The organism is Candidatus Babeliales bacterium (assembly GCA_016929235.1).
Classification (GTDB): Bacteria; Babelota; Babeliae; order Babelales; family JABCYS01; genus JAFGJD01.
Window position 1 is genome coordinate 1 of record JAFGJD010000007.1, and the last position, 19222, is coordinate 19222.

A 19222-nucleotide genomic window follows, 5' to 3' on the forward strand; every position below is an offset into this window, starting at 1 on the left:
ACCCTGGGCATTAGGATACTTGAACTGTTTTATTTTCCTAAAGCTACTCCACCAGGAGCAACAATCGTATCAATATGAACCTGGTCAACCTCTACGGATCTCCTAGATCCAGAACGCTCAGAGGCAGCTTTGAGATAGTTAGGTTTATCTCGAAGCTTTTCGATCTTCCCATCATTACCAAATGCGTGAATAGTAATTTTACTTATATATGCGGCCATATTAATCGATGATATGGTAATTTCAATATCCCACACATTTCCTGGCTTACGGCCTTGCATGTAATTAGAAATAACGACTATATCATCAAAATTTCCGTCTGGCGTCTTGGTAGTACAACGTACCGCATTGTCAGTCATCATCGCTATTTCAAATGAGTACATATCCGCAGCATTTGAACCTGTTGGGTTAATCTGAATCATCCCAGTTCCTTGCATGCCAGGCTTATTAAGCACAAATGGAACTATTGGTAGGTCAAGGCTTTCAAAATCTACTATTACAGGAGCCTCTGAATCATTCGTTGGACATACAAATGTTTTAGCAGGATAGGAACCAGCTTTTATTTCATAGATAAGAGGCATTTCCGATGTATACGAGCACTTTAGCTCATACACTAATCCCCACTCACCATAATTATAACCATAAGCAGTGTGTATCATTGCACACAGCATGAATGCACTCGTAATTTTCTTCATTCTGATATCATCCTTATTTCTACTGTATTCACCTCAGTGACAATTATTGCCTTCACAAGTAAATGATCCATAACCCAAGCTTAAGGATCCCTCGGTTGCTGCGACATGCACCTTTAGATCATAGGCCTGTCCTTGTCCTTGTATAGGCCACAGATATATGTACTTGTCCCAGGAACTATTGGATCCACCCCCGCTATCATTTGTCCAAAACTCGTAGTACACGTTAAATATGTTTTCTTTTGCAAAATTATTAGCACATTTACTTCCAAAGCTACATCCCCTAGTTCCCTTATATTTGATATAAATATTCCCTCTTCGTGCATGCCGTTGTGCTTCTGGATTACTGATAAAATCATATTCAACAGGCTGTGGAGTGTAATTACGACTATAGTAGTTCTTCTTTCTCAACCATGACACCCCCTGATCAGTGTAGAAAAAATCTGCATCAGAAAGATTATGCCCAACTAATTCAGCCACGGTATATTTCGTATTCTTGCTATTACAGGTAAAGTCTGGATTTGTAGACTGGCCTTGTCTCACTAATTGATTGCCAGATTTATAAATGCGGTTGATAGCATTGTTTGCAAAGCTTGTTACCTTTTTATTATATGGCAGAATTGTTGTGCTACACGCTAATAATACAAGAAGCCGCTTGGGTATTTCCATATTACATTCCCCTTTTTTCTTAGTACGGTTTATCTTCGTGCAATGGTAAAATAATCTCTTCAAAAAAAGCAAGTATTATGAAAAGAAAAAGCCACACCCAATAATATGAGTGCGGCTTTACAACATCAGCTTTAGAGTTATTTGGAGCTAGGGGGTTTAACTTTGCTCATCGGAATACCCGAAGGGATATTCACACCTAGCCCTCGGGTAGAAACAGCTTTCGTTCCCATCGTAGTTTGCCGAGCTTGCGTCCCCGCCGTAGAAGGGCTAGCACCGCACACCGTTAAAGAGGTATTATCTGCGGGACCACCTAAATATGCCGGAGGATCGGGCATAGGATAATTCTGTTGAGAGACATTATCGTATGAATGTCGAGTAATACCACTGATATAAGCAACTGCATTCGTGTAGATTATTATATCAATATCCCATACTGCACCCTCAGGATAATCCTTCATACAATCGGCTATATCAATTCTGTGTACAACGTCCTGAGTTGTTCCATCATCGAAGTTTACATTCTTGGTCCAGCACTCAATCATTGAATTATCAACCATTTTGATTTCGATAGGATACACCACACCAGAATCTGGCGTCGGTTCAAGTCTGACACCGCCAGTTGCTTTTCGTCCATGTCCCGCCTCGAAAGGCGCTGCCCAATCCCAAAATTCTTTCTTAGTTCCCTGCTGTAATGTCCGAGAATCAAATACCGGACTATCCGTGCCATCATCGCTTATTGCGCTCACCCTATAAGCAATCGGTGTCGAAGCAGAGTAGTTACAGGTAACTGAATATACAAGCCCAGATTGTCTCCAATTAATGACACTTCCTAACGCACTAGAACTAATCACAGTCAATATAAAAATAATACTCTTTTTCATATGCACCTCTAACATGCTTTCACTATTTAGCCCAACCGCTACAGTCACCCCTTGTTTTATCTCCATAACTGACATCGAAGCTTCCATCATACACTTTGACATGGAAATAAAGATTGTATTCCCCTAGGCCCCAACCAGCTGGTCCTATTGTGAAGTCTTTTTTGTTTCCACCAGAATCAAAATCAAGTGTTACCGTATAACAATTTGCTGCTACTGCATCATTGATACGAATCCTTAGGTTCCCATGTGTACGTTTACTTCCAGGATCATTAAGCCAATTAAAATCTTCGCTATCTTTTTTATAGTCCCGTGAGTAATAATTCATATTTTCAATCCACGATTGACCGCTATCGCTAAAGTAGAATTTTTTATTTTTTCTCTTACGAGCAACCAGCTCAGCAAATTGTTGCCATTCATGATACGCCCAATTTTCACTTGTTGAACCAACAGTGTAATTTGTTGAGGCATGAGCTCCTGGACCGTATTCATTTCCCTTGTATCTATAAATACGATCAGTAGTTTTATTTTCAAACCATGTCATTATCATGCCATATCTTGCAAAAGCTGAACCTGTCGCGCACAAAAGCGCTAACATCGCAATCTTCTTCATGCATCTCCCTTTAGAAAAGCACTATAAATAAGTTAGAAAAATAATAGTCATCGCAATAAGCAAAAATCAAGATTTCTTCATAAACTGATTGCGATACAATGTCTTAAGCTCATCTACCGAAGTTGCATCAATAGCACGTTTATCATCACGATAGCCCATGAAGCGTGGGAACCGCAATGCAAATCCAAGGTCACTTCCTGCAGCCCCTGCAGTATGTATGGGAGATTTAGTAATCTCATCAGCTCGCACCAAGCACACTAGCTCTGGTGATACCCAAACATCCGGAGTTAACGTGACGGGAAAAATAACCGACACCGGAGCCTTAGAAACTTTAAGAGCATCGCATTTTTTCTTTAAAAGTTTCCAGCCATCATCTTTCAGACCTGTACCTATCTTAGCAACCGTTTCAAACTGATCCTTTTTTTGATTATAGACACCTACAAGGAATGCCCCTATTCCAAATGATGCACGTTTACCATGCCCAGCATAATATCCCAAGATCACGCAATCGATCGTGTCATCAAGATGTCCCTCTTCTTGCCTCTTCAATTTAATCCAATTGAAATTCCGCTTTCCGGGTTGATAGGTAGAATCTTCACGCTTAACCACTAAACCTTCCAAGCCAGCTGTTATGGTTTCTGTAAAATATTTTTCTAATTCATCAGATGTCTGTATATGCCGCTCATCAATAACATGTACTACTAAATCTCCTGCCGGAATTAATGACAAAAGTTTTTTACGACGTTGTTTATGCGTTTTATCCAAAAAGCTTTCGCCATCAACGTAGAGGACGTCGAATAGAAATACCTGGAGTGGATACTCAGACATGGCTTCTGCAATCCCATGCTTACGTTTGCGTTTGACCGTTTCTTGAAAGGGCAAGAAGCTTCCGGTTTCACGGTCATATACAATTGCTTCGCCCTCACCAATAAACTCTTTAGCCTTAATCTTCTTACAAGCTGCCATTAAATCAGGAAACATCTCCGACATATCCTGCAGGTTCCTCGAAAAGAATTTTACCTTGCCATTTTTGACGTGAATCTGGATTCTGAATCCATCAAGTTTTGGCTGCGCTATACATGGCCCTATTTTTTCTATGATTGCTTTTGCGGTCGGTAACCGTTCCGCTGATGCCGGACGAATTGGAATCCCCACCTCAATGGTGGTCTTTCTAACGCCCTTGATCCCATCATTTTTGAGGCGATATGCAATCAAACCAATATCGGCAGATATGTTATATGCGTGTTCTAGATCTGCACGAAGTGATTTGTCTCCTTCTTCCATCCATGAAAGAGCATCAATCAGCGTCATATCAGAAAATCCAAGTCGTAGAGTTCCCAGAATGATACGTACGATATAGTTAGCAGATTGTGGTTCCATTGCTCGCAGCAATGTTTCGACAGCCTTGATCTTTTTTTCTTGAGAACCCGTTCCTGAAATCTTTTCAATCTCAACCAAGTCATCATAGACTGCTTCAAGAGATCTATGCCTTGTTATCGTCCAACTCCATTGCTCAAGTACGGAACCTAAATCACCCAGTCGTTTGCGCTCGGTGGTAACGTCCTTGATTGGGCAACCCAAAACGCGGGCAACCGCTTGAGCAAGCTGTTTTTCGGCAAGACCAAAATTATTTCCTTTATACGGCGGACGCAACATGCCAAGCGTCATATTACAGAGAATCTCCGCCTCTCTAGGAGTTGCTTCATGCAATAAATTCGCCAATTGTTTGGTCATTTCCAGACGACTGCTAACCTGTTCTATGCGAGAAAATATATGAGCAACTTCTTTAAATTTCACCGCAACTCCGATCTCATTTTCATGCCATCTGTATAGCAACACTCAACTCTTGCCATTTATGTACCATACTCCTCATCATAAAGAAAAAGGAATACGTCATGAATAAAAAACATCTCATTATTGGAAGCTTTATCACATTCGTCCTAATGGTCCTCACTAGGCTAACAATTTCATACACACAAAACACGGCATCCCCCTTTACTGCCGATACGCCAACTTGGAACGAACATATAATCACAGGAGTCAAAGGGGCCCAAATATTTGCCAATTCATCATCAAATGAAGTACTCAAGCTTCTGCCATGGATCTCTTTTATCATGTCCCAAAGCGGCATCACTGAAATTGACAATCAGACCACTCATCAATTCATTGCATATAAAGGGGAACAATTTGAAGCGATCCCTTTAGAAAAACTGACACTCAAGAAGAAAAAAATAAAATATGAAATAGAACCCTTTAAGAAAGAAACAGCAAGCGTCCGCGCCATCGTTCTCTCGCACCCTATCAAGTACAGTACCGAATCACCATCATCTATAATTATACCAGCACAAACAAAATCAACATTCAAGCAAGCGCTGTGGCCGTTACAATATACGAATGATATCCCGCGTATCGTATCAGATGATGATAACCATGAATTCAAGATTATTATCATACAATACGAAAATCCTGAAAGTACGTGTAAATGGTACGAAGATAGCAGATGTATAGAAGCGACAATATACAAAAACAATGAACGGTTAGACCATATGGTGGTATGTCTATGCGAGAAGATATTTGCAAACGCTCTGTGCGGGCTTCGTATCAATAAGAATTACACACTGGAGTTATACAACACTAATGAAAAACGTAGTTATAACTGGACCACTGATGGTTTGCCAAAACGATATGTTGGTAATCAGACGCACATTGATTTCTCGAAAGAGGAAAATTTACGCAGTGCTGATTTTAGTAATGCCGACTTAAGCTATTCCATATTCGATAATCAAGATCTATCCAATGCAAAATTTGATCATGCCTGCATCAAAGGAACAAGCTTTGCAGGCGCCAATCTTGTCGGTGCAAGTTTTATTGGAGTCACATCAAAATAACAAACTACGCTGTTGGCTCTTGCCATTCATCGTGTAGAAATGCTTCATCCTTCGGAGGCTTAATACCAAGATCACGAATGAAATGTCTGTAGTACCTAGATGCTGACCATAACGATAGCGTCAATGCACATATAAGCGCCAACAACTCTAGCTGGTTCCAGCCAGAGATATACCACAGCATGTGCTTGTTCGGGTTGAGAATTACAATCGTTACGTAAATCATTTGGAAAAACGTTTTGAGCTTACCAATAAAAGATACAGGAATCGCAATCCCCTGCTCGCTTGCTACTTGGCGAATACCAGTCACAAATAATTCACGAATTACCATAATCAAGACCCACACAAAGTAGATCTTATTGGCAGCAAGCAGCGCAATTAATGCAGAATATAACAATACCTTATCGGCAATCGGATCAAGAATTTTACCAATATCACTTTCTGCACCAAGTCGACGAGCAACATATCCATCCAGCAGATCAGTCACACTCAGGAGAACAAAAATCAACGCTAAAAGAATATTAATCCAGAAGACATTTAACGGCGCAAGATACACAAACAAAAAGGGGAGAAGAAAGGGAGAGACCAACATTCTAATGAGGGTAAGGACAGTTGGGATCAGGTCACGCATACAACGATTCCTAACAATTTGGTGGCGACGCTGGGATTCGAACCTAGGACCTCCGGATTATGATTCCGTTGCTCTAACCAGCTGAGCTACGTCGCCACTGAGTAAAAAGTATACTAAAATTTCAACGTTTGAACACCAATACGCTTGACCACAAAGGAAAAGATCGACCTCAAGAAGAACAGCCCAGTAACCAAAGTTGTCAAGATACCAATCATCAATGTGATGGCAAATCCTTGGACCGGACCCGTTCCAAATTTGAAGAGAACAACTCCCATGATAAACGTCGTAATATTTGCATCCAAAATAACCGCTAATGCCCCAGAGAAACCATGGTCAACTGCGCGTCCCAATGGAGCACCTACTGCCAACTCTTCCCTAATTCGCTCATAAATCAGAATTGAAGAATCGATCGCCATACCCAACGTTAGTACCAAGCCAGCAATACCAGGAAGGGTCAACGTGCCTCCAAACCAGGATAGAATCAAGAGAATCAAGAGCAAGTTATAGAGCAAAGTTCCAAAAGCAAATATGCCTGGCAAGCGATAATAAAACACACTAAAGAGAAATAAAAGCAGTAGCCCAAGCAAGCATGCTAGCGTACCCATTCTGATCGCTTCTGCGCCTAGCGATGGTCCAACCTGACGCTCTTCACCAAAGCTTACAGGGGCTACATAAGCACCTGATTTGAGTAAATCAGCCAATTCTTTAGCCTGCTCTTGGGTAAAGTTACCAGAAATAGAACCGCTGCTTCTGATTGCATCTTGAATCTGTGGCGCCGAGATCATTTCGTTATCAATGATGATCCCTAACCGACGTCCTATATTTTTGCTGGTAAGATCATGAAAGCGCCGACCGCCTTCAGTTGAAAATTCAAATGCAATTCCCCATCCTTTTACATCAACCACTTTTGGATAGGCATCCCTAAGCAACCGGCCCGTTACATCAGTGTGCCGCTGGACTAAATAGAATGCTCGTTCGGATTCATAGCCACGCTTTACCTTGCCCGGAACAACCATCATACCATCAGGAATTTCACCGTCATATTTATCAAGAAGCGCATCCATGTCATACGCTTCCTCTTCAACTAACTTGAACTCAAGCAACGCTGCCTTCCCAATCATCGCCTTAGCCCGCTCAGGATCATCTACATTGGGAAGCTCCACAATAATATTCCGATCTCCTTGTGCAGCAACGGTCACTTCACTAACGGCAAACTTATTCATACGGTTTTGTAGTACCGTAATATTGCTATCGATTGCTGACTTGCGAATACGCGCTTCTTGTCCTTTGCTCAACGTAAATACAATAGAAGCACCATCTTGCTTACCACGAATATCAGTTAGTTCATCACGTAAGAATCCGGAAACATCCCGTGCATCAGCATCAGAATCAAATGTCATAATAATTTGTTTATTAGTTACTTTGGATGAGTCTGGAAGTGGAAGTCGCGCATGTTTTAATTCATTACGAATAGTAGTGATATGTTCATAAAGCATATCCTCAACCGCCTTGTCAGTATCTACTTCGAGGGAAATATAGGTGCCTCCAACAAGATCTATTCCAAATTTAAGAGGTTTTGATTGAGCCCCAGGAATGAAAACAGGGGCAAGATAATACCCCCCGAGTAACGCTGCAAGAATCCATGCCGAAAATCCCGAAAAAAACAATCGTTTTTGATGTGCATATGCCATGCAAATCTCCCTTTTATCATTATGACGTTTTTGGTACCGAGGAGGGGACTCGAACCCCTACAGGATTTCTCCCACAGCCCCCTCAAAGCTGCGTGTCTACCAATTCCACCACCTCGGTGTTGACGAACATACCTATTCGAGCACTATAACAGATTTATAATGCCGTTTCAACGTGAAGTTTCGGCCTTTGGAGCAGCAGATCGGAACCATGAGATCACCCATGTCCAGGAGCGCGATGCGGTATCGCTGATCCACGATCCAGTAGAGCTAAATACTCCCTTGATTGAAGCAAACCAGCCCTTCTTTAATTCTTCAGGCTTAGTCTCTTTCTGGACAGAGCCAGCCTGCACTTGTTCAACCGAGTTTGGATCAATTTTCTTTTGAATCGCTACGCCACTTTCTTTGAGTGAATTAATACTGGACCGGATTGTATCCATATGACTATTAATCTTACTAATCGATGATGAAAAATATTGATTATATGGACCAGTAATATACTGATAAATCGCTTGTATATTCTTCAATAATGCATCCATGTAAAGATAGTGCTCTTTTGCCTTTTGGTCATCAAGCTCCTGACCAATTGCCTTGAATTTATCCCATGCCTGCCCTTCATAATCATGACACAGATTTATCTGCTTCATGAGTTCCAGCAGTGCAGCATCAAGAGCTTCATCTAATTCACTAATCGATTTAAGGTCTAAGCGTAATTGTTGAATTTCTTGTTTTTTTTCTGCAAGCGTTGCTTTGATTTCACGTTCCGCCTGATCAAGATCCCCTTGCACAAGACGATCCATTTCAATCTGTTTGATAAGTTCATCAATAATCTCTTCAAGCTCACCTTGAGCAAATCCTATATCAATGAAAAAAAGATTCGATGTCTTATCGATTGCATTACGCTGCGTAAAGAAACTCATACGTGCATCAATGACACGATCCATCAAATCCTTAATCTCTTCATACTTATCTTGGGCATCTTCCCAGATCACACGTTTTTGTAACCAGTTCCCACTTGAATCAATATCAAGAGTATCAATTCCCTCTCCATAATCGACTGGTTCTGGTGGCGTTACAGGAAGCTCTTCAGCTTCTTTATCTTCTACAACTGGTTGCGCAGACGGCATAGTCGATTCCTTAGGTTGAGGGAGCTCCACCGGCCCTAGATCTTCAAATTCAACCGGCTTTGCAAGATCCACTTCAGGGCTCGCGATAGGCTGTTCCGGTTGTGATGAAGAAAGCGGCTCTTCTTGCTCAGATGATGGCTCCTCTTCCGATGCAGACTGGTTCAAGGGTATAATATCTTCGGGCTCTTCTTGCGTCGACATATCCTCCGCGGTATCTTCATCTTGCGTCATATCCGCTGCGTCTGCACTCTCTGTATCGGTAGCATTGGCCGTTGGCGGAGCCGTTTCTTCGTCCTCTTCTTCGTAGTCCATCTCAGACTCTGAAAAAGCCGATTCATCAGTATCATTTTCTTCGATAGCATCTGCTGCTAAATCCGTTGCCCCCGTATCGGTTGCATCTTCCTGGGCACATATACATATCGTACACCCCATACCAATCATGAGAAACAACTGCCATAACTTCATAACATCAACCTTTTTTATGAAAAGAAAGATAATTCAGGCTGGAGTATAACGTAACTTTATAACGTTTTGGAGAGTTCTCGTAATTCGTCTAAAAGTGCAACCGAAAGCTCTTCAGCTTCTGGCGATGTATAATTCCAACGAACCCCGCTATCGACACGGCTCAATACCGAACGGTCACTCTTGATATCGATAATATCGACACGAACCACATTCATGAGTGGGTGCACAGACGATGGTGCACGCACGACACCTGCACGACCCAAGACACTGTAGGCAACGTTATTTTCATCAAGAAAACACAACATTACCTTTTTCTGCCAAACCATATTACGGTACCCTGTGTGATCCTTATGAATTGACATCAAGATACTTTCAAGCCCCTTGGGATAAAGGCATTGAATCGGCGTTGTATGGGGAAGGCCTTTTTCTGAAAAAGTCGCCAAAACCGCGACTGTCTTACCGGTTTTCAAAATAGCTATGAGATCATCAGGAAGCTTTACACCAACATGTTTCGCCATTATGATCAACCTTTCATTTAAACATGCTCATTAAAAATGCCGCAACTTAAAGGGATAGAGTCTTATTTAGTGTACCAGATGTGTCAAGTATATACTCGCTATATGGTCTCCCCAGAGGCCTTATCTGCAAGAATCCACTGCCGAACCACATTAACGTCTTGCGCATACTGCTCCGCACTACCGCTCTCGCCAGAAAATTTCAACGTACCAACACGCTGCAGCAACTCGCTAAGCTGGGCACTAGAGGTATTTTCTCTACCCAATTCCGCAAGCACCGCCTCCAGCTCTCGATCGCCAACGCTCATAACGTCAAGCTGATGCTGTTTATGAACATACTCACGCAAAACATTCGTAAGCATCACATACAAGTCATTAACCTCACCGTTATTCGTAACGAGAACATGTAACTGAGCAAGCGCCTCGTCACGGGGTACAGCATATGCAACCCGTCGACGAAATCGCAAGAGATACCGCACAACAGGAATAATAAGTAGACATGACACGAAGACAATAATTCCGAAAAACCACCATGTTTTCCAAAATGGAACGAACCAATAACCATAGTTGTCATATAACTCAGTCGAACTCAAACATAGATCTTCAGCCATATATATCCCTAGTACTGTAAGCGTCGTTTAAAAAACGTCACCATATCGCTGATCTTCCATGCCCCTGGTTCTAGATCAAGCACATCAACTCCATTCCTTTTAAAGACCTTGTTCTGCTCAATCATACGCTCCCGCAAAAATTTATTCACATGACGTACATCAACACAACATTCTTCTTGGGTTTCTGGATCAAACATTGTTATGAATCCCATTTCAGGAAGTTTCTTCATGCGGACATCACAACAACGAAGAGCAATAATTTCATGCACATGGCATGCCAATGACAACGATCGCGAAAATTGTTCATCAACAAAATCTGAAAGGGCAATTAAAAGTGCATTTTTTTGTTTGCACTCAAGAATGTAATTGAACGCCAATGAAATGCTTGTGCGAGCATGCGTTGGTTGAATCGTAAAAAGTTCCTTCATAACTCTATGAATATGCGCGCGCCCGCGAGCAGGCGGAATAAATCGATCAACCTCATTAGAAAAAATCAAAAGCCCAACAGAATCTTTACCATAGTCAGCCACTAAAGCCAATATTGCAGCAAGTTCCACCACCGCATCATGAGTTAATTGTTCACGTGAACTGAAAAACATCGACTGCGAACGATCCACCATCAGAATGATTGATCGGTTCCTTTCTTCAATGTACTCCCGTACCTGCAAGCGCTGCATACGTGCGGTGCTTTTCCAATCAATAAAGCGAACATCATCATTGGGGACATAATCTCGAATTTGCTCGAACTCAAAACCGGATCCCTTATGCGCTGTACTTACATCGCCAACATACATCCCACTCAACAACCGCCGCGTAGTAATTTCGATTTGACGAATTTTTTTTAGTACTTCAGGAGCAAGCATCGTCTTTCCTAAAACAAACCTTCCCGTTTAAGAACGTCAGGGATCACAATAGTACCATCTTTTTGCTGATAGGTTTCTATAAGCGCAACCATCAATCGCGACAACGCCAAGGATGATCCATTCAGTGTATGGACAAGCTGCGGCTTAGCGCCCTCTTTTTCACGATATCGAATACTACCTCGCCGCGCCTGGAAATCAGTACAATTACTACAAGAAGATACTTCAAAATACGCATTTTGCCCTGGCATCCATACTTCAATGTCGAATGTTTTTGCCGATGGGAATGAACAATCTTGCGTTGCTAGTAAACTCACACGATAGTGAAGCCCAAGCGCTTGCAAGATTTCTTCTGCGCATGTAAGCATGCGTTCTAGCTCTTGGCTACTATCTTCGGGTTTCGTAAATGCAAAAAGCTCAACTTTCTCAAATTGATGGACTCGAATAAGACCGCGCTCCGTTGCTCCATACCCCCCTGCTTCACGGCGAAAACAGCTCGTCCACGCACACAGTCTTTCTGGAAGTTGTTCAGAATGAAATATGTTTTTTCTGTACATATTAAGAAGACTTACTTCTGCCGTAGGAATCAAGTACAGATCTTCATCTTTTACCGCATAAACTTGATCTTTAAACTTGGGAAAATTACTTGCAACAAACAACGACTCTTCATTTACAAGTGCTGGCGGCAACACGGGACTATACCCATGCCTCATATTATGCTTCAGCATAAACATGGTTAGAGCATATACCAACTTGACAGCATCACCTTTGTAGAGAGGGAACTGACTTCCCGTCGTCACTGCTGCAGTTTCGAAATCAATCCATTGAGCTGCAACTGCAAGATCAAGATGGTGCTTTGGTGTAAATGAAAATGATGGCTGCTTACCCCACTCTCTGACTACCTGATTTTTATCTGGTCCCCCAACTGGTAAAGTTGTCTCTGGAATATTTGGACAGGAAAGATAGAGATCTGAAAACTCCGCACTTACCTGCTGAAATTCTTGTTCGGCCTGCTTTAATTTTTTACCAACCTCCGCAGACTGGTCACGCAACGCCTGTGTGACACCAGACTTCCCCTTATCGGCGAGGTCATTCCGCTGTTTCCGCAACGCCTCGATCCTCTGCTGCAACTCCCGGACAACAACATCAAGCTCAACAAGCCGTTCAGCGTTAAAGGATGGATCCTTTAATTTGAGCTTTTTGATAGTTTCTTCTGGTTGTTCACGTAGCAAATGACGATCGATCATGCTTTATTCCTTTATATGCATTTCCCCTTACACAATTTGGCTTACTATAGCTAAAAACCCAGAACGCTTCAAATAAAGAAAGGCCGTGGAAAACGGCCTTTCTGTGTAGATCAAGTTTTTCAGGTTCGGGTGTATTCCTACCCCTCCCTTTACTTAACCGATGGTACGTACGAGCTCTTTCAAGCCTTTGCCCGGCTTAAATCGAGGAACGTTAATTTCAGGAAGCTCAATACGCTCCTTAGTTGAAGGGTTAATACCCTTACGCGCAGGCCGACGAGATACCCAGAAAGTTCCGAACCCGGTCATAGAAAGTTTTGATCCCTTTTGTAGAGTCCTTTTCACAATACGTTCAAAAGCAGCAAGTACACGAGCAACGTCTTTTTTGCTGAACGTAGTTTCTTCACTAAGAGCGTTGATTAGTTCACTCTTGTTCATATGTGAGCTCCTTGAGAGTATGGTTAAATAAACATAACACTGCCATGCTATGTACACTTCACATTAGCGTAGCTTACTGTAGTTGCATTTCTGCCTTTGTCAAATATATCCTATTCCAAAAGGTTTTATTACCATCGGAGCAAAATGCACAATGCACATGATGCGTTTTTCGATAATGCGCAACACAAAGTGGTCGGCAACAAGAAGAAATGTTTTAAATGCACACTTATAATGAAGGAATATTATGTTTATCGACACGCATTGCCATATTAATATGATGGTAAAAAAAGAATTTGATGCTCCATTAACACAAAAAAATGTTGATCTGGCTTCATCTGTCGTCCAGGATGCTCATCATAAACACGTTATGAAGATCATTAATATTGGCACAAGCGTGCCTGAAAGCAAAAATTGTATTCTTTTGGCGAACACCTTTCCAAGCGTATATGCGACTGTTGCGCTTCATCCCAATGATTGCACAACACGCTGGATGGAGGATTTCAATATTCTTAGAAAGATGGTAGCTCAAAAAGAAAAAAACCAGATCGTCGCTATCGGAGAATGTGGCCTTGATTACCATTATCACGACCATGATAAACAACGACAGCACTATGCCTTTCATGCCCATATTGAATTAGCCCTAGAGCACCAATTACCGGTTGTTATTCATACCCGTGATGCTATAGAAGAAACGCTCAAGATTCTTGAACAATACACTCCTGATATACGAGGTGTCGTTCATTGCTTTTCAGAGGATCTTGCCATTGCACGAGAAATTATTGCATGGGGCCTCTATATCGGCATCGGAGGTGCCGTAACGTATCCTAAAAATGAAATACTGCAAACAGTTGCTCGTGAGATTCCTCTACAAAAGATCCTTCTGGAAACAGATGCGCCATTTCTCCCGCCCCAACAATATCGTGGCAAACAAAATCATCCAAAATATATCCCCCTGATCGGAGACTTCATCGCACAGCTGCGTCGCATTTCTTCTGAAGAAATTGCTCAAGTCACCACCTGCCAAGCAGAACAACTTTTTAAAATATAAGGGCTATAAACGTTTTATAGTACGTGCAACACCAAAATCAAGGAGTAAATGGGATAAAGCACCTATACCAAAAAATAATACCGACCACTGAGCAGGAACAACATATTGCGGAAAGGTTGTTCTGATATACAACCATGGAACAATGCAACAAAGGAGAATAAACCACGCTCTGTGAAAGATCCCTCTATGTCGAACAAAAAACGGAACTACTGACACCATACTCAGGGCTATGAAGAACTGATATTTTCCTGCCAGTAAAAAATAAATCAAGCCTGTGCTTACCGCATAATAAAAGATCTTGCGCCCTTTACTATGTGTATCAATGTCTGGAAAAAGAGATCCGAATAAACACCATCCAAGCCATTCCATACAGGTAATCCCTGTCGGATGAACATCACGGACGCCATACAACAAAAGTCCCCAGGCAACTACACCTCCAAGAAGGTGGCCTTTATAATTAGGCATGAGAAATTTCCGCTGCTCTCAGTTTCATAATGGTTGTCTCTGGATAGTAATAGTTGAGAATACGTTCATACGGCCAACAATCTTTAACCAACTGCCGTGCTCCCCATTGGCATAAGCCCATGTGGTGACCAAATCCCTTACCGTGCATCGTGATCTTACGCTCGGTTTGCTTCATAGTAAAACAAGCACTTTTCATATTTTCTGACAATGAAAGCAATTTGGATCCAGAAATATAGTGGTATCCACTGTTCGCTTTGATAAGAACACTCTTTACTACACCCGCACTATCTTTTTTATGTATCTGTACCGACTTAATACCACGAAGTCGAGGGATTTCTTTTCTAAGCAGCACCTCAAATTCTTGCAGCGTATATGATGTTGACCATTGATAGGATTTACATGACATGCAATGCGTACATGCATACGATCGTTTAAGATAGGGAGCATGCTGGAAGTTCATGCCCGATTTTTTTGCAGGAATAACTCCCCCGCAACAAATATCAAACATTGCTAATATTGGCTTTTCTTCGTATGCAAGAAATAAACCTTCTGTTTCTTTAACTGCCTTACGTAAAATTTCACGATTATGATAGCCACGGTACGTTTGATGCTTATTCGTACTCTTGATATGGTAAGGTTTCTTTCTTTTTTGCGCAGACATAATTTTTGCAATGGCATAGCTACGACACGTAATCGCAATAATCTTATTCATCTCTAGCGGCCATCCGGGAAAACTTTCAGCACGCAACACTGAATACAGATAATCTTCAAGATCCAATTGATTAATCAAGAGAGCTTGGTTGTCATACCAAATCGTATATAAAGTTCCCTGATAATAACGATCATCATAAAAGCAGTTCCCCTCTACCGGTTCTATTTTCACAATAGATATGCCTCGCACACAACGACCATTTTCGTCGTAAACAATCAATCCATGGATATCGTGTCCAATGGCAACTTGCTGGCACTGAGAACAGCGTGATGGGTCTTGTGGATTCGAGACATATACACCACGATCACCAGATATAATCCAATGTTTACCTGAATCTGATTCTTCATCGAGCAATACTCGTATTGTAAAATCTTGCGCCACGATTTGAAAAATAGCACAACAAACAAACCACTTACCACGCCACATCATAACTTCGCAACATCGCTATAAACGCTTCTGAAACTACAACCTTTTTATCAATTCCCTGATTTGCCAAAGCATCCGCTTGGGTATTTTTGTCGCGCATAATATGTTCTATGCCATAGGAAAATATGCTCAGCAGAGAAAATGCAGCTCGTTGAAGACGATGAAGTTCAGGGTGCTTCACTTTATATGTCCCCTGCATCTGACGGACAAGAAGTTCAGAATCGGATTTAATACAGACTTCATCACCTGGAAGCGCATGTTGTTTGAGATAAAAAATACCAAGTAATAAAGCCAAATATTCTGCTTGATTGTTAGTTCTAATACCGAGAAAATGTCCTTCTTGCACGATAGGTTTTGTTCCTTGACTCAAATATACACCTGCACCCGCTGGGCCCGGATTATTACGAGCCGCTCCATCAATAAACAAGACAAATTTCGGCTGAAGAGAACATGACGTACGGTCTGATTTAAAAAGAGACATCTGCTTCATGAAATCTTACTCTGCACCCACTAACACCGGATCATACAATAATCTGAAACATCCCTTGCACTGCAAGAGTGCACGACGTCTCAAGGCTAACAGATCCTGAGCGGGAAGCATAGTAAAACATGCGCTGCAACTATCATAGCTTACTGGAACAACTGGATCCGATACTGTGGTTTTCATACGAGCGTATTTTTCTAACCATTCTTCGGGAAGATCCTTGAGATATTTCTGCCGATCAACTTCGTGAGCTGCTATCGTTTCTTTCAAGGATGAAATCTCATCGCGGACAGTATGCAATTCTCGTTGTAGGGCCTCAAGGGCCTGTTCGTATGTTTCCTGAGAATCACGATATGTTCTGTCCGCCAGATCAAGTCTCTTCCATGATGAGATCAATATATCTTCGAATGAGTTTTGTTTTTCTTTTAATGTTTGCATTTCTTGTTTCATAGCCCGATACGCACGCTGATCTTGAACGTTGCCCAATTTTTTGCGAACAGCCTGTTCTTCCGTATCGAGAGCACGCATTTCCAATTCTTTTGTGTCAACATCCTGTTTCAGCTGCTTTAATTCTCTAGCTGCCGCGGCCCGAGAAGCGCTATGGTCAGCAATTCGCTGTTCAAGCTTTTTAGCATGTTCTGCCAGTTTTTGACAATTCTGAGAATACTGAAAGGTTTTTTGATCGTAGTTGATTAGGTCGATGAATCGCTTAAAGGGGGAATCTTCCATGAAGAACCTCTCTGGCAGCTTGGTGGGCCCACCAGGATTTGAACCTGGGACCTCTCGGTTATGAGCCGATTGCTCTGACCGCTGAGCTATGGGCCCGTTGTTTAGACGAGAACCAGTTATTCGAAAGAGTAAAGTAAAAAAGGCTCTGCGTAAAGTTAGATTAAGTAGATTCCGTAACGTATGATAGAAAATCGATTAAACGAACGGAATACGCCCACTCATTATCATACCAGCCATAGACCTTGGCCAGAGGACCACATACCTGTGTCATCTGCCCATCAATCACCACTGAATGGCTATTGCAGGAGTAATCACTCGAAACTAGCGGCTCCATCGTAAGGGCAAGAATTCCCCTCATAGACCCTTCGCTGGCATCCTCAAATGCTTCATGAATTGCTTTAATCGAGAGAGGCCTCTCTGCTTCAAAAACAAAATCTGCCAACGATACTTTTGCAACAGGAACACGAAGAGCATGCCCCTGAATCTTACCCTCCAGCTCTGGTATCACTCGTCCCATTAACTTGGTTGCACCCGTTGAAGTTGGCACAATATTTAAAGCTGCCGCACGATTCCTTCTTGGATCGCCGATGTCAACATCTAACAAGGCTTGTGTATTAGTATATGCATGAGTTGTTGCAATAAACCCGTATTTAATACCAAATGCTCTATTAAGTACATCTGACATTGGAACAAATGCATTCGTACTACAACTTCCTAAAGAAACAATGGAATGCTTTGTTGCATCATACTGACTCATGTTCACGCCGGGAATAATGGTGATATCCTCATCTCGAGCAGGAGCAGTAATAAGAACTTTATTCGCACCCGCCTGGATATGGCCCTGTGCTCCTTCACGCTTGGTAAAATGCCCTGTTGCCTCAACAACCCAATCAATATTCATTGCGCGCCAGGGCAACTTTTTCGGGTCACATTCTGCAATAATAGGAATAGCGTAATCATCAACAACAAGAACCCCTTTTTCAATCCGTGCGTCACCGGTGTATCTACCAAGTAATGTGTCATACTTGAATTCATGCGCAACAAATTCAGGATTTCCTGGACCAACATTAATAGCGCTCACTTCTATTTTTTTTCGCGCACGTTCATTTTGTAAAAAAGCACGCAAAAAATTTTTCCCAATTCTTCCAAATCCATTCAATGCTATACGAATCATAGCAACTCCTTCTTAACCTCGTGAGCCATATCAACAGTCGGTAACGACTCATGCCATTGTAGAACTTTTTTATAGGATGCATAGCACGCATCCTGAGATAGGGCTGGTAATTCTAGAATGACAGGAATATGCGCTAGCTTTTCATGTAGTATAAAGCGTTTTAGTGCCTCATCACAAATATTTCCTTGTCCAATGTCAGCATGTTGATCAATCCGCTTTCCTAGCCCCTTCTTGGAATCATTGAGGTGCAGCACAGTGACAGAATCAAGACCAATTGCAGACTCAAGAAGTGTAATAAAATCATCTTGTGCTTGAAAATCTGAAAGATCATATCCGTACGCATATGCATGTGCAGTATCAATACAAAAACAAATCTGATCAGGACGACGAACACGTCGCTTAACGTAAGCAAAATCATCAATCAAGCCACCAATTGAATAGCCGCCGTGTGCAACGTTTTCTAAAGTAATTTTCACTGGAATATCTTTTTGAGTAAGGCTATCAAGAGAAGAAACTAGTTCTTCCAAGCCACGTTGCTTATTGCGGCACCATTTAGCAGATCCTGGGTGAATAATGACAGCATGAAACCCAAGTAATGCTGCAAGTTTAATTTCTTTGCGAAGCGTATGGAAATTACGATGATCAGGCCGACACAGATTGGTTCTGTATGATGCGTGCACACATAGCATACCCATTTGCGAAGAAAGACTCTTCATCAAATCTCTTTCCTCATCGGTAACAGATAGCACCTTGCCTGACGCATGATCAGTTAAAAAACATTGGAGCATGGGCAACGAAAAGCGTAGCGCTTGATCTATAACCTCCTGCAGGGAATGTACCATCCTCAAATGCAGGCCGAGTAAGCGCATCT

Annotated in this window: 21 protein-coding genes and 3 tRNA genes; 2 read left to right on the forward strand and 22 right to left on the reverse strand. The window is 41.9% G+C overall.

The features are described from left to right. Positions 1-29: 29 nt before the first annotated feature. The 5 genes from JW872_03415 to JW872_03435 form a co-directional block, all read right to left on the reverse strand. Entirely contained in the window at positions 30-692 is a 663-nt protein-coding gene (locus JW872_03415; GenBank protein ID MBN1549683.1) for a hypothetical protein, read from the reverse strand. 33 nt (positions 693-725) lie between these two features. Next, positions 726-1358 carry a hypothetical protein gene (locus tag JW872_03420; protein ID MBN1549684.1) on the reverse strand — a complete coding sequence of 211 codons (633 nt, stop codon included), beginning with the start codon at positions 1356-1358 and terminating at the stop codon, positions 726-728. 137 nt (positions 1359-1495) lie between these two features. Further along, a complete protein-coding gene (locus JW872_03425; protein MBN1549685.1) occupies positions 1496-2239 on the reverse strand; it encodes a hypothetical protein in 744 nt (247 codons plus the stop codon). Between the two features lie 22 nt (positions 2240-2261). Then, positions 2262-2849 carry a hypothetical protein gene (locus tag JW872_03430; protein MBN1549686.1) on the reverse strand — a complete coding sequence of 196 codons (588 nt, stop codon included), beginning with the start codon at positions 2847-2849 and terminating at the stop codon, positions 2262-2264. 66 nt (positions 2850-2915) lie between these two features. Further along, positions 2916-4646 carry an ATP-dependent DNA ligase gene (locus tag JW872_03435; GenBank protein ID MBN1549687.1) on the reverse strand — a complete coding sequence of 577 codons (1731 nt, stop codon included), beginning with the start codon at positions 4644-4646 and terminating at the stop codon, positions 2916-2918. Between the two features lie 98 nt (positions 4647-4744). Between JW872_03435 and JW872_03440 the strand changes: the two genes are divergently transcribed. Beyond that, positions 4745-5737 (forward strand): pentapeptide repeat-containing protein, encoded by a 993-nt coding sequence (locus tag JW872_03440; GenBank protein MBN1549688.1) that lies wholly within the window; start codon positions 4745-4747, stop codon positions 5735-5737. A 4-nt stretch (positions 5738-5741) separates the two neighbouring features. On the opposite strand, the gene pgsA is transcribed toward JW872_03440, so the two are convergent. The 10 genes from pgsA to JW872_03490 form a co-directional block, all read right to left on the reverse strand. Continuing rightward, positions 5742-6365, reverse strand: coding sequence for a CDP-diacylglycerol--glycerol-3-phosphate 3-phosphatidyltransferase (gene pgsA, locus JW872_03445; protein MBN1549689.1), 624 nt, complete (start codon positions 6363-6365; stop codon positions 5742-5744). 19 nt (positions 6366-6384) lie between these two features. Further along, a tRNA-Met gene (locus JW872_03450) sits at positions 6385-6461 on the reverse strand. 17 nt (positions 6462-6478) lie between these two features. Beyond that, a complete protein-coding gene (gene secD / locus JW872_03455; GenBank protein ID MBN1549690.1) occupies positions 6479-8056 on the reverse strand; it encodes a protein translocase subunit SecD in 1578 nt (525 codons plus the stop codon). A gap of 31 nt (positions 8057-8087) precedes the next feature. After that, positions 8088-8174 (reverse strand) — tRNA-Leu (locus JW872_03460). 49 nt (positions 8175-8223) lie between these two features. Beyond that, a complete protein-coding gene (locus JW872_03465) occupies positions 8224-9645 on the reverse strand; it encodes a hypothetical protein (protein ID MBN1549691.1) in 1422 nt (473 codons plus the stop codon). Between the two features lie 56 nt (positions 9646-9701). Beyond that, entirely contained in the window at positions 9702-10163 is a 462-nt protein-coding gene (locus JW872_03470) for a pyridoxamine 5'-phosphate oxidase family protein (protein MBN1549692.1), read from the reverse strand. 98 nt (positions 10164-10261) lie between these two features. Further along, positions 10262-10771: a hypothetical protein gene (locus tag JW872_03475; protein ID MBN1549693.1), complete on the reverse strand. Its 510-nt coding sequence runs from the start codon at positions 10769-10771 to the stop codon at positions 10262-10264. Between the two features lie 8 nt (positions 10772-10779). Next, complete coding sequence (locus JW872_03480; GenBank protein MBN1549694.1) at positions 10780-11634, reverse strand: DUF58 domain-containing protein; 855 nt, start codon at positions 11632-11634, stop codon at positions 10780-10782. Between the two features lie 8 nt (positions 11635-11642). Continuing rightward, the gene (gene serS / locus JW872_03485; protein MBN1549695.1) at positions 11643-12878 is read right to left on the reverse strand and encodes a serine--tRNA ligase; all 1236 of its coding nucleotides are present in this window, start codon (positions 12876-12878) and stop codon (positions 11643-11645) included. Between the two features lie 153 nt (positions 12879-13031). Continuing rightward, a complete protein-coding gene (locus JW872_03490) occupies positions 13032-13313 on the reverse strand; it encodes an HU family DNA-binding protein (protein MBN1549696.1) in 282 nt (93 codons plus the stop codon). A gap of 244 nt (positions 13314-13557) precedes the next feature. On the opposite strand from JW872_03490, the gene JW872_03495 reads away from it, so the two are divergent. After that, on the forward strand, positions 13558-14361 hold the full coding sequence (locus JW872_03495) for a TatD family hydrolase (protein MBN1549697.1): 804 nt from the start codon (positions 13558-13560) through the stop codon (positions 14359-14361). 3 nt (positions 14362-14364) lie between these two features. Here the strand turns inward: JW872_03495 and JW872_03500 are convergent, their stop codons facing one another. The 7 genes from JW872_03500 to JW872_03530 all read right to left on the reverse strand — a co-directional run bounded on the left by JW872_03500 (position 14365) and on the right by JW872_03530 (position 19220). Next, a complete protein-coding gene (locus tag JW872_03500) occupies positions 14365-14826 on the reverse strand; it encodes a metal-dependent hydrolase (GenBank protein MBN1549698.1) in 462 nt (153 codons plus the stop codon). Continuing rightward, a complete protein-coding gene (locus JW872_03505; protein ID MBN1549699.1) occupies positions 14819-15967 on the reverse strand; it encodes a SpoIID/LytB domain-containing protein in 1149 nt (382 codons plus the stop codon). Before JW872_03505 ends, JW872_03500 begins: the two co-directional genes overlap by 8 nt. Continuing rightward, complete coding sequence (locus JW872_03510; GenBank protein ID MBN1549700.1) at positions 15951-16454, reverse strand: ribonuclease HI family protein; 504 nt, start codon at positions 16452-16454, stop codon at positions 15951-15953. Before JW872_03510 ends, JW872_03505 begins: the two co-directional genes overlap by 17 nt. A gap of 6 nt (positions 16455-16460) precedes the next feature. Beyond that, positions 16461-17177 (reverse strand): hypothetical protein, encoded by a 717-nt coding sequence (locus tag JW872_03515; GenBank protein ID MBN1549701.1) that lies wholly within the window; start codon positions 17175-17177, stop codon positions 16461-16463. A 20-nt stretch (positions 17178-17197) separates the two neighbouring features. Beyond that, a tRNA-Ile gene (locus tag JW872_03520) sits at positions 17198-17273 on the reverse strand. Positions 17274-17337: 64 nt separating this feature from the next. Then, positions 17338-18351 (reverse strand): type I glyceraldehyde-3-phosphate dehydrogenase, encoded by a 1014-nt coding sequence (locus tag JW872_03525; GenBank protein MBN1549702.1) that lies wholly within the window; start codon positions 18349-18351, stop codon positions 17338-17340. Then, complete coding sequence (locus tag JW872_03530) at positions 18348-19220, reverse strand: deoxyribonuclease IV (GenBank protein MBN1549703.1); 873 nt, start codon at positions 19218-19220, stop codon at positions 18348-18350. Before JW872_03530 ends, JW872_03525 begins: the two co-directional genes overlap by 4 nt. Positions 19221-19222: the final 2 nt, after the last annotated feature.